This is a genomic window from Arthrobacter sp. Y3221114 (genome assembly GCF_059092625.1).
The window spans coordinates 553,005-564,683 of record NZ_JBNHHW010000003.1 but is presented as its reverse complement, the minus strand read 5'-3'; the positions used below and the strand labels follow the sequence as shown (position 1 = coordinate 564,683).

Here is an 11,679-nt window from a genome sequence, read left to right as displayed (position 1 = left end):
GGGCGGCGCTGCGGCGGCGCGTCCGGCTGCTGTCCGTGCCGCCCGTGCGGTGCACCCTGATCTCCACGGGGGAGCCGGTGCTGGCACCGCGGTGTGCCCGCTCGCCGTGGTCCGTTCGGGCGGGAGCCGAAAAATGATCGTGGGCATCGGCGTGGACGTGGTGGAAGTTTCCAGGTTCCGCCGTCAGCTGCAGCGCACCCCGGCTTTACTCGAGCGACTGTTCACGCCGGCCGAGCGGGAACTCAACACCCGGTCCCTGGCCGCCCGCTTCGCTGCCAAGGAAGCGATTGCCAAGGCACTGGGCGCCCCGTCCGGCATGAACTGGCAGGACTGCACCATCTGCGTCGACGCGGGCGGAGACCCCTACCCGGAATTTACCGGCACGGTGGCCGCGGCCTCGGCGGCCAAGGGCGTGAAGTTCTGGCACCTGTCCATGAGCCACGACGGCGATCTGGCAACAGCCATGGCGGTCGCCGAGAAGTAGCGGCCGGCTGGCGGACACCGGTTGAGGCGCCTAACTTGCCACCCGATAGTGCAGGTACACGACGCCGTTGCCGAAGCGACGCTCGTCCAGCAGTTCGAGGCCCACGTTCAGGTCCTCGGCCAGAAAGCGCTTCCCGCCGCCCACCACGACCGGCGAGACGAAAAACAGGCATTCATCCACCAGACCTGCCTTGAACGCGTGGCTGGCGAGGTCGGGCCCGCTGATGCTCAGGTCCGCCGATGCCGCTGCCTTCATGCGCCGCACGGCCTCCGGCTCGAAGTCCCGCTCGATCCGTGTGCGGGCGCTTGAGGCCTTCTCCAAGGTTCGGGAATAGACGACCTTGTCCTTCCGCCGCCACGACTCGGCGAAGTCCCGTTCCACCGGCGCGACGTCCGGCCCCGCTGGCACGGTTTCCCAGACGACCATGACCTCGTACATGCGGCGCCCGAAGAGATAGGTGCCTACGCGTCGTTCCAGGTCATTGACGAAGGAGTGCACCTCCTCGTCGGGAACGCTCCAGTCGAAGTTGCCGTCCTGGTCGGCAATGTAGCCGTCGAGAGACATGATTGCGGAATACAGCAGCTTTGCCACGATGACTCCTGGGCTATTCGGCACGGCGGGGGAGGGTCCGCCCATTGTTCCGGTGGCCGGCCATCAGTTGCCGCCCAGGCTCTTGACGTACGCATAGGCCTCGTCGACGACACTGAGCCACAGCTGCTCGGTCGCCGGCGAATTGTTGGCCGTGGCAGGGAAAGCGACCCATTCCTTCATGGTCCTCTTTCCCATCGTGACCGGTTCCGCCGCTCCGGAAGCAACAAACTCTTCCGCCCGCTGCCGCGGAACCTTCACGATCAGGCGGCCGGGGCCGAGGAACGCGAAGATCTTTCCACCCACCCTCAGGCCTGGACTGCGGAACATCGTGCCGCTTTCGACCAGCGGATCATCCGAAAACCGGCGGGCAAGAGTCTCCAGCAGGACAAGGTCCTGATCGCCATCTGGCGGGGAGGCGGGCGTCATGGCTTCCTCCAACGCATCAGGCCCGTATGAAGATGGCGGATGCTGCGGCCGATGCGACCATGAGATCGCTCATGCCGACCACAACGTACCAATACGTGCGTCCCCGCACGGCGCCCGTGTCCACGAACCTCTCGGGATTTCCGCGGCGGCGGTGCACGCGCCGGAGGGCTCCCGCCTGCGAGGGAATGAACGCCGCCTCGGCGCCCGTGGACTCCCAGCGGTAGATGGCATAGTGCCGGGGCAGCGTCCCGCTCGTTGCACCCCGCCAGATGAGCTCGACGCCGGATCCGTTCCACCGGGCGCTGGTGATCAGCGGCGCGTAGGGACGCTGGGCGCCCAGATGGGACATCACCGGAGTCATCGCCACGCGCCGGTAGAACTTGTCCTTGACGAGGCCGATGCTGCCCAGCCGATTGGCCCGGACGGACTTGGCGGAGAAGTAGACCTGGCCTCTCACCCCCGGCGTTGCCCGGCACTTCGCCGTGTGGTTGTACAGCTCGCGGGGGTCCTGCCAGTCGGCCCCCTGGGCGGGGTCGCCCACCTTGTAGGCCGCCTCCCCGATGTAGAGCTTGCAGACGGTGCCGTTCACCTGGGCCGCCCACCAATTCACCAGCGTGTTGTAATCCGCAGCCGCATTGCCTTGGTGCCAGTACAGCTGCGGGACCACGTAGTCCAGCCAGCCTTGCTTCACCCAGAGCCGGGAGTCGGCGAACGTGGCATCGTAGCTCTGCAGGCCGGAAGTAGCGGAGCCCAAACTATCCGTCGATCGGTTGCGCCAGATCCCAAACGGGCTGATGCCGAACAGCATCCGCGGTTTGGCCGCATATATCGCGGCGCTGAGGTCGCGGACGAAAGTATTGACGCTGCGCCGCCGGAAGTTCGCCACGCTCTCGCCGGCCAGCCGGTGGGCATTGTAGGCAGCGGAGTCCGGGATGCTTTGCCCCGCGACCGGGTAGGGATAGAAATAGTCATCGAGGTGGATGCCGTCGACGTCGTACTTGGCCACAACCTCGGTGATCACCTTGATGATGTAGCTGCGGACGGCGGGGATGCCCGGGTTGTAATAGCGCCGGCCACCGTAGGCGAAGGTCCAGCTCGGGTTCTTCCGCGCCGGATGCCAGGAGATCAGGTCCGCCAGGTCCGCCGTCATGGACACGCGGAACGGGTTAAACCACGCGTGCAGGTGCAGGTTGCGGGCATGCGCCTGGCTGATCGCATAGGCCAGCGGATCGTAACCGGGATTCCGTCCCTGGGTGCCGGTCAGATAGCGGGACCAGGGCTCCCCCGCGGTCGACGGCCAAAAGACGTCTGCTGCGGGACGGACCTGCAGCAGCACGGCGTTCAGGTTTCGGCTGCGGGCAAGGTCCAGCCAGTTACGCAGTTCGGCCTGCTGAACGGACGCCGCCAGGCCGGGGCGTGAGGGCCAGTCGATGTTCAGCACGGTGGAGAGCCAGAAGCCCCGGAACTCGTGCTTGGGCGCGTCCGTGACCCGCGCCCTTTCACGGGCGGTGATGCGGTAGATTCTGTTGATGACCGCCGCCGCGAGGCTGAGTGCCAGCGGACCGCCGGGACCGGGAGCGGTTGCGGCGCGGGACAGGCTGCCGCCCAGCAGGCCTGCCGCGCCGAGCACCGTGAGGGCCGTCGCCGTCGTGAATTGGCGCCGGGAGACAACGCCTTTGGAACCGGAATCGCTGCCAGTCGAATCGCTGCCAGTCATGGCCAGCCCTGCCTCACGAGAACCTGATGGTAGCTCAACAATACGCCCGCATTGGTCCCCCCAACAGTGGTTGAAACCATTGGGCAGGCCCGGTGATGCCGCCGGGGCCGGATGGGCGTTAAGGGTTGACCACCGCGCCGTGTGTCCAACGCAACGAGCACCGGGCCGATGGCCCGAACCGCCTGCCGCGCCGTCTCGATAGACCCGCCAGGCGGACAACCGTGGGATATCCATTGTCGGGACCATGAGGTATGAAGGGATCAGGGACCATAACCGATCATCAGGAGTTTGCACATGGAAGTTTGGCCGGGAGACGCCTATCCGTTGGGTGCCACGTATGACGGCAACGGCACCAATTTCGCCGTGTTCAGCGAGGCAGCGGAGGTAGTTTTCCTGTGCCTGTTCGACGACGACGGCGCCGAGACGAGGATCGAGCTCAAAGACGTCGACGGCTACGTATGGCACTGCTACCTACCGCAAGTCCAGCCGGGCCAGAAGTATGGCTTTCGCGTGGACGGGCCCTACGACCCGGGCCAGGGGCAGCGCTGCAATGTGAACAAGCTGCTGCTGGATCCCTACGCGAAGGCCGTTAGCGGCCAGATCGACTGGGCCCAGCCACTGTTCGGCTACAACTTCGGGGACGAGGACTCCCGCAACGACGAGGACTCGGCGGGGCATATGATGCTCGGCGTCGTCGTCAACCCGTTCTTTGATTGGGACGGCGACCGCAAGCCGCGCACGCCCTATCACCGCTCGGTGATTTACGAAGCCCACGTGAAGGGTCTGACCCAGCTGCACCCGGAGATCCCGGAAGAACAGCGCGGCACCTACGCCGGCATCGCCCATCCGGCCGTCATCGGGCACCTGCAGAAGCTGGGCGTCACCGCCATCGAGCTGATGCCGGTCCACCAGTTCGTCAACGACAGCACGCTCCAGGAGAAGGGGCTCTCCAACTACTGGGGCTACAACACCATCGGTTTCTTCGCGCCGCAGAACACGTATTGTTCCTCCGGCGATACCGGGCAGCAGGTGCAGGAGTTCAAGGCGATGGTCCGGGAACTGCATCTTGCCGGCATCGAGGTGATCCTCGACGTCGTGTACAACCACACGGCCGAGGGCAACCACCTGGGCCCGACGCTGTCCTTCCGCGGACTCGACAACGCGGCCTACTACCGGCTGGTCGAGGACCAGCAGCAGTACTACATGGACTACACGGGCACGGGAAATTCGCTGAACGTGCGCCATCCCCATTCGCTGCAGCTGCTGATGGACTCGCTGCGCTATTGGGCGTCGGAGATGCACGTGGACGGATTCCGCTTCGACCTGGCCTCCACCCTGGCCCGCGAGTTCTACGACGTGGACCGGCTGTCGACCTTCTTCGAAATGGTGCAGCAGGATCCGATCGTGTCCCAAACCAAACTCATCGCCGAACCCTGGGACATCGGGCCGGGCGGCTACCAGGTGGGCAACTTCCCGCCCCTGTGGACCGAGTGGAATGGCCAGTACCGGGACACCGTCCGCGATTTTTGGCGGGGCGAACCCTCCACCCTGGGCGAATTCGCCTCGCGCATCACCGGCTCCTCGGACCTGTACGAGGCCACCGGGCGGCGCCCGGTTGCCTCCATCAACTTCGTCACCGCCCATGACGGGTTCACGTTGCGGGACGTGGTGTCCTACAACGAGAAACACAACGAGGCCAACGGCGAAGACAATAACGACGGCGAATCGCACAACCGCTCGTGGAACTGCGGAGTGGAGGGACCCACCGATGACCCGGCGGTCCTCACCCTGCGCGCCCGCCAGCAGCGGAACTTTTTGGCCACCCTGCTGCTGAGCCAGGGCGTGCCGATGATCGCGCACGGGGATGAGCTGGGACGCACGCAGCAGGGCAACAACAACGTGTACTGCCAGGACTCGGAGCTGTCCTGGGTGGACTGGAACAACATGGACCAGCCGCTGCTCGAGTTCGTCGCCACCATCAACCGGTTGCGGGCCGAGCACCCGACCTTCCGGCGGCGGTTGTTCTTCGACGGGAAGCCGGTCCGCCGGGGCCAGGGCGAGCCGTTGAGCGACGTTGTCTGGCTCACCACGGAGGGAACACCGATGGAGCCCGAGGACTGGGACGAGGCCCTCGGCCGCTGCATCGGCGTCTTCCTCAACGGCCAGGGCATCCGTGGGCGCGACGACCGCGGGCAACGGATCACCGATGAGCATTTCCTGGTGTACTTCAACGCCGCCGACGACGAGGTGCCGTTCGTGTTGCCGCCGGTGGAATATTCAGCCGCCTGGGACATCATCATCGACACGGCCGGCGGCGAGCACCTGCCCGGCCCGCTGAAGGCCGGTACGAAGGTGCCGGTTGCCGCCAAGTCCACGGTGGTCCTGAAGGCCCACACGGCGCCGGAAGAAGAGCCAGACCACTCGGTCGCCGCCTCCGTTGCCGCGATGGCCGAGGCGGAGCGGACGGCCGAGGCGGAGCGGACGGCCGGGGCCGAGCCGGCCGGGGAACCCGGGCAGCAGGCCGCCGGGGCCGAGCAGGGGCAGGCGAAAGGATGAGGGCCCCGGCGTCGACCTACCGACTGCAGATCAGGGAATCGTTCACGCTGTATGACGCCGCCGGGCTGCTGCCCTACCTGCGCAGGCTCGGCATCGACTGGGTGTACCTGTCGCCCCTTCTGACCGCGGAGCCGGGCTCCGATCACGGTTACGATGTGGTCGACTTCGGCGCGGTGGATCCTGCCAGGGGCGGGATCGACGGACTGCGGACCCTCTCTGCCGCCGCACGGGAGGCCGGGATGGGCGTCTTGGTGGACATCGTGCCGAACCACATGGGTGTGGCGACTGCGGCCAACAACCGCTGGTGGTGGTCGCTGCTGTCCGAGGGCCGCGGGTCACGCTACGCCGAAGCGTTCGACATCGACTGGGACGCCGGCGGCGGCAAGCTCCGGCTTCCCGTGCTGGGCGACGGCGACGCGGAGCTCGAGGCGTTGGAACTGGCCGGAGGGGAGCTGCGCTACTACGACCACCGCTTCCCCATAGCCGAGGGGACCGGCGACGACGGCGCTACTGCCCGCGAAGTCCATGAGCGCCAGCATTACCAGCTGGTGAACTGGCGGCGGGCCGATGCCGAACTCAATTACCGCCGGTTCTTCGGTGTCAACTCCCTGGCCGGAGTCCGTGTGGAGGTGCCGTGGGTCTTCGACGAGTCCCACGCCGAGATCAAGCGCTGGTTCGACGAAGGTCTGGTCGACGGGCTGCGCGTGGACCATCCCGACGGGCTGGCGGACCCGAAGGGCTATCTCCAGCGGCTGCAGGAGCTGACCGGCGGCGCCTACGTCCTGGTAGAGAAGATCCTGGAGCCGGGGGAGGAGTTGCCGCCCGACTGGGCCTGCGCGGGCACCACAGGGTACGACGCGCTGGCGGACGTGGACCGGCTGCTGGTCGATCCCGACGGGCGGGAACGCCTCACCGGCGCGGCCCCCGTCCAGCCGTACCAGCACATGATCCACGACACCAAGCGGGGCATCGCCGACGGTATCCTGCGCTCCGAGGTGCTGCGCCTGGCCCGGCTGGTTCCGGCCGGCGCCGGCCTGGACTTCGAGACGGCGGCGGACGCGATCGCCGAACTGCTCAGCTGCTTCCCGGTATACCGGAGCTACCTGCCGGTCGGCGCGCAGTACCTGGAGGAAGCCGGGATCGCCGCCCAGGTCCGCCGCCCGGACCTGGCCGAAGCCGTCACCATCCTGCTGCCGCTGCTGCATCCGCAGGGGGTGCTCACCGAACTCGCGGTGCGGTTCCAGCAGACCTCCGGCATGGTGATGGCCAAGGGCGTGGAAGACACCGCGTTCTACCGCTATACGCGCCTGACGTCCCTGAACGAGGTGGGGGCGGACCCGTCGATCTTCGCGGTGGAGCCGTTCGAGCTCCACACCCGGTTGATCCGCCGGCAGCAGGAACTGCCGCTCGCCATGACCGCCCTGTCCACCCACGACACGAAGCGCAGCGAGGACACCCGGGCCCGCATCTCGGTGCTCGCCGAACTGGCGGACCAGTGGCCGGAGTGGCTGGCGGAGCTCAACCGGCTGGCACCCTTCGGAGACCTGCCGTTCGCCGACCTGCTTTGGCAGGCAGCGCTGGGCGCCTGGCCATTCAGCCGGGAACGTGCCCATGCGTACGCGGAGAAGGCCGCCCGGGAAGCGGGCAACAGCACCTCGTGGATCGACCCGGACCCCGACTTCGAAAAACAACTCCACGCCGCCGTGGACGCGGCCTTCGACGACCCGGAGGTGAACCAGCTGCTGGTCGGGCTGGCGGAGAAAACCAAGCCGTTCGGCTGGAGCAACTCGCTCTCGGCCAAGCTCATCCAGCTGACCATGCCCGGAGTGCCCGATGTCTACCAGGGAACCGAGTTCTGGGACCATTCGCTGGTGGACCCGGACAACCGCCGGCCGGTGGACTTCAACGCCAGGCTTCAGGCGTTGGACAACCTGGACCGGGACGGGACGCCGCCGGTGGACGAAGGCGCGGCGGCCAAGATGCTGGTGGTCGCCCGGGCCCTTCGGCTGCGCCGGGACCGGCCGGAGCTGTTCACCGGCTACGAGGCCATTCCGGTACAAGGCCCCGCCGCCGACCACGCGTTCGGCTTCGACCGCGGCGGTGCCATCACGCTGGCCACCAGGCTGCCGGTGCGGCTGCAGCGCGACGGCGGGTGGCGGGACACCGCCGTCGTCCTCCCCGCCGGAGAATACCGCGATGTGCTGAGCGGGCGGAGCCACGCCTGCGACGGCGTCCTGCCGGTGGCCGGGCTGCTGGCGGAACTGCCGGTGGCGCTGCTGGTGCGCGAACAGGAGGAGTCGTCATGAGCCGGGACTTCGCGGTGTGGGCACCCCGCGCCGGCAGGCTGGAACTCCAGGCCGGCGCCGCACGGCTGCCGATGCAGGGGCCCGACCACGCCGGTTGGTGGCGTCTGGGCGACTCCGCCGCCGCGCCCGAGGGGGATACCGACTACGGCTATCTGCTGGACGGCGGGGACGCGGTGCTGCCGGATCCCCGGTCGCGCCGCCAGCCGGACGGGGTCCACGGCATGTCCCGGACCTTCGATGCCGGGGCCCACCCATGGCAGGACCAGGACTGGGTTTCCCCCGGACTGGGCGGGGTGATCTACGAACTGCATATCGGCACGTTCACCTCTGAGGGCACGCTGGATTCCGCCGCGGCCAAGCTCGACTACCTGGCCGGGCTCGGGGTGGATTATGTGGAACTGCTGCCGGTCAACGCGTTCAACGGCACGCACAACTGGGGCTACGACGGCGTGCTCTGGTACGCCGTGCAGGAAAGCTACGGCGGGCCGGCCGCCTACCAGCGGTTCGTGGACGCCGCGCACGCCAACGGCATCGGCGTCATCCAGGACGTGGTCTACAACCACCTGGGTCCCAGCGGAAACTACCTGCCGCGGTTCGGACCATATTTGAGCAGCGGCAGCGCCAACACCTGGGGCGAGTCCGTGAACCTGGACGGACCCGGTTCGGACGAGGTCCGCCGCTTCATCATCGACAACGTGCTGATGTGGTTCCGCGACTACCATGTGGACGGCCTGCGCCTGGATGCGGTGCATGCGCTGCGGGACGAGCGCGCCGTGCACATCCTTGAGGAGATCGCGGCGGCGACGGACGAATGCGCCGCCGAGCTGGATAAGCCGTTGTTCCTGATCGCCGAGTCCGACCTCAACAACCCGCGCCTGATCGAGTCCCGGGACGTGAACGGCTATGGCCTGGCCGGCCAGTGGAGCGACGACTTCCACCACGCCGTGCACGTGAACCTCACCGGCGAAACCAGCGGCTACTACGCCGACTTTGCCGGCCTGGGAGCGCTGGAAAAGGTGCTGCGGGAGGGTTTCTTCCACGACGGCAGCTACTCCTCGTTCCGGGAACGGCACCACGGCCGGCCGATCGACAAGGACCGGGTAACCGCCCGGCAACTGGTCGTCTGCACCCAGAACCACGACCAGATCGGCAACCGTGCCGCCGGGGACCGGCTCACCGGTACCCTCGGCTACGGGCAGCTGGCGCTGGCCGCGGTGCTGAACCTGATGTCACCGTTTACGCCGATGATCTTCATGGGCGAGGAGTTCGCCGCGTCCACGCCCTGGCAGTTCTTCACCTCCCATCCCGAACCGGAGCTGGGCGAGGCGACCTCTGCCGGCAGGCTCAAAGAGTTCGAGCGGATGGGCTGGGACCCGGAGGCAGTGCCCGATCCGCAGGACCCGGCGACGTTCCGCAACTCCAAACTGGACTGGACCGAGCCGCATACGGGCGACCACGCCCGGCTCCTCGAGCTCTACACCCGGCTGATCGCCCTCCGGAAGCAGCATCCGGAGCTGACGGAACCGGGCTTCGCGTCCGCGTCGGTAGAGTCACACGCGGAGGAAGGCTGGCTGATCCTGCGTCGGGGCTCCTTCGCAATCTGCTGCAACTTCTCCGCCGAGCCGCGGCGGCTCCCCGCCGGGACGGGCAGACTGGTCTTGGCCACCGACGACGGCGCCGCGCTCGCCGCCGGGGGCAACGCCGGCACGGCCGGGACTGCGACCGACGACGGCGCCGCGCTCGCCGCCGGGGGCAACGCCGGCACGGTCGGGACCGCGTCCGGGGACGCCGCTGCATCCGGCGGGCTGGTGCTGCCGGCACACTCGGCCGCCATAGTCCGCAGCGGCCCCGCCAGCTGAACCGGGAGGATGGCATGATCCGCGCCTGGTCTCCGGAGGACATCCGCGCCGCCGAACGGCCGCTGCTGGACGCCGGGCAAGGACCGCTGCTGATGGACCGCGCCGCGGCCGGACTGGCGGCCGTCGTCATCCGGGAACTGAAGCTCGTCCGGGGCCGGGTCTATGGTTCCCGGCTGGTGGTGCTGGCCGGCAGCGGCAACAACGGCGGCGACGCCCTCTTCGCCGCTGCTTCGGCGGCCCGCCGCGGCGCCATGGCGACGGCGGTGCTCACGGCGGAGCGGGTACACGCGGGGGCGTTGGCCGCCTTCGAGCGGGCAGGCGGATCGGTGCTGCGGCTGGCGGCGGAAGGAACCGGCGGGGACCCGGCCCGCCAGGCTCCGGAGGGTTCCGAGGGTCCGGAGCTCCGGGAGGCGACGCAGGCAATCCGCGAGGCAGCCGAGACTTGTTCCGCCGCCGACGTGCTGGTCGACGGGATTCTGGGCACCGGCGCGGCCGGGGCGTTGCGGGGACCGGCCCGGGAACTGGTTCAGGCAGTCCTTGAGTCCGGGCCGGGCCACCGTCGCCGCCCGCGCGTCGTGGCGTGCGACCTGCCCAGCGGCGTCAACGCCGGGACCGGCGAGGTGATCCACCCCGTACTGCCGGCGGACCTCACGGTCACCTTCGGCGGCGCCAAGTCCGGCCTGTTGCTGGATCCCGCCGCGGCGCTCGCCGGCCGGGTCGAAACGGTGGATATCGGCATCGGGCAATTGCTTCCGGCACCGCGGCTGCGGCGGCTTCAGGCGCGGGATCTGGCCCGATTGTGGCCCGTGCCGCGCCGCACGGACCACAAGTACACCCGCGGGGTGCTCGGCGTCGCCGCTGGAGCTGCGTCCTATCCCGGGGCGGCGCTGCTCGCGACCGGGGCGGCGTCCGCCACCGGTGTGGGCATGGTCCGCTATCTCGGCCCGACCGAGGTTTGTCGCCAGATCAACGTGCTGACTCCCGAAGCGGTCTGCTCGCAGGATGCCGTCGCCGACTCCCATGTTCAGGCGTGGCTGGTGGGTCCGGGAACCGACGGCGACCCCGACCAGCGCCAGCGCGCCCGGGACGCCCTGGCTTCCGGGCTGCCGGTTATCGCCGATGCCGGTGCGTTCGACGTGCTGCCCGCGGAGTTGGGGCCCCGGGTGGTCCTGACGCCGCACGCCGGCGAACTGGTGCGCATCCTCGAAGCCCAAGGCGTGGAGACCGACCGGGAGCATATCGAAGCGGCACCCGCAGAATTCGCCGCGCTGGCCGCCGGGCTCACCGGGGCCACCGTGCTGCTCAAAGGCTCCGTGACGGTGATCGCGGCACCGGACGGCGCCCTGTTCAGCCAGGACGACGGGCCGGCATGGCTGGCCACGGCAGGGTCGGGCGACACCCTGGCCGGGATCCTCGGCGCGCTCGCCGCTACCATCCGGACCGAAGACCTGGACGCGGCCGGGTTCGCCGCGGCCGAGCACGGTGCGGTGGTGGCTGCCATGGCCGCCTGCCTGCACGGGCTCGCCGCGACGGAGGCATCGGGGCGGTGCGCTGCGGGGCGGGACAGCGGAGCGCCGCTGCAGCCGTCGGCGACGGGGAGCCGTGGCGGACGCGCCGGAAGGCGGGCATCGCCGTCGTCGTCGCCGGGTGCACCCTTGGCCGCCTCCAATATCGGTGCCGTCCTCCCCGCGGTTGTGGGGAGGATCATCACCGGTCGGGACCGGTAGCCTCACAATGGCA

The 11,679-nt window shown here is 68.7% G+C and carries 8 protein-coding genes; 5 read left to right on the top strand and 3 right to left on the bottom strand.

What is annotated here, in order from left to right:
* Positions 1 to 133: 133 nt before the first annotated feature.
* Positions 134 to 484: a holo-ACP synthase gene (locus tag AC5RV3_RS09490; RefSeq protein WP_493988942.1), complete on the top strand. Its 351-nt coding sequence runs from the start codon at positions 134 to 136 to the stop codon at positions 482 to 484.
* A 30-nt stretch (positions 485 to 514) separates the two neighbouring features.
* Here the strand turns inward: AC5RV3_RS09490 and AC5RV3_RS09485 are convergent, their stop codons facing one another.
* The 3 genes from AC5RV3_RS09485 to AC5RV3_RS09475 all read right to left on the bottom strand — a co-directional run bounded on the left by AC5RV3_RS09485 (position 515) and on the right by AC5RV3_RS09475 (position 3,218).
* The gene (locus AC5RV3_RS09485; protein ID WP_494121905.1) at positions 515 to 1,075 is read right to left on the bottom strand and encodes a dihydrofolate reductase family protein; all 561 of its coding nucleotides are present in this window, start codon (positions 1,073 to 1,075) and stop codon (positions 515 to 517) included.
* A 63-nt stretch (positions 1,076 to 1,138) separates the two neighbouring features.
* Positions 1,139 to 1,513 (bottom strand): TfoX/Sxy family protein, encoded by a 375-nt coding sequence (locus tag AC5RV3_RS09480; protein WP_494121904.1) that lies wholly within the window; start codon positions 1,511 to 1,513, stop codon positions 1,139 to 1,141.
* A 4-nt stretch (positions 1,514 to 1,517) separates the two neighbouring features.
* Entirely contained in the window at positions 1,518 to 3,218 is a 1,701-nt protein-coding gene (locus tag AC5RV3_RS09475; RefSeq protein ID WP_494121903.1) for a glycoside hydrolase family 10-like protein, read from the bottom strand.
* 294 nt (positions 3,219 to 3,512) lie between these two features.
* Here AC5RV3_RS09475 and glgX point away from each other — a divergent pair, with 294 nt between their 5' ends.
* The 4 genes from glgX to AC5RV3_RS09455 are packed head-to-tail and all read left to right on the top strand — an operon-like array spanning position 3,513 to position 11,666.
* Positions 3,513 to 5,774: a glycogen debranching protein GlgX gene (gene glgX / locus AC5RV3_RS09470; protein WP_494121902.1), complete on the top strand. Its 2,262-nt coding sequence runs from the start codon at positions 3,513 to 3,515 to the stop codon at positions 5,772 to 5,774.
* Positions 5,771 to 8,080, top strand: coding sequence for a malto-oligosyltrehalose synthase (gene treY, locus AC5RV3_RS09465; protein ID WP_494121901.1), 2,310 nt, complete (start codon positions 5,771 to 5,773; stop codon positions 8,078 to 8,080). Before glgX ends, treY begins: the two co-directional genes overlap by 4 nt.
* Positions 8,077 to 9,939 carry a malto-oligosyltrehalose trehalohydrolase gene (gene treZ / locus AC5RV3_RS09460; protein ID WP_494121900.1) on the top strand — a complete coding sequence of 621 codons (1,863 nt, stop codon included), beginning with the start codon at positions 8,077 to 8,079 and terminating at the stop codon, positions 9,937 to 9,939. Before treY ends, treZ begins: the two co-directional genes overlap by 4 nt.
* 14 nt (positions 9,940 to 9,953) lie before the next feature.
* Positions 9,954 to 11,666 carry a bifunctional ADP-dependent NAD(P)H-hydrate dehydratase/NAD(P)H-hydrate epimerase gene (locus AC5RV3_RS09455; RefSeq protein ID WP_494121899.1) on the top strand — a complete coding sequence of 571 codons (1,713 nt, stop codon included), beginning with the start codon at positions 9,954 to 9,956 and terminating at the stop codon, positions 11,664 to 11,666.
* The last annotated feature ends 13 nt before the right edge of the window (positions 11,667 to 11,679 follow it).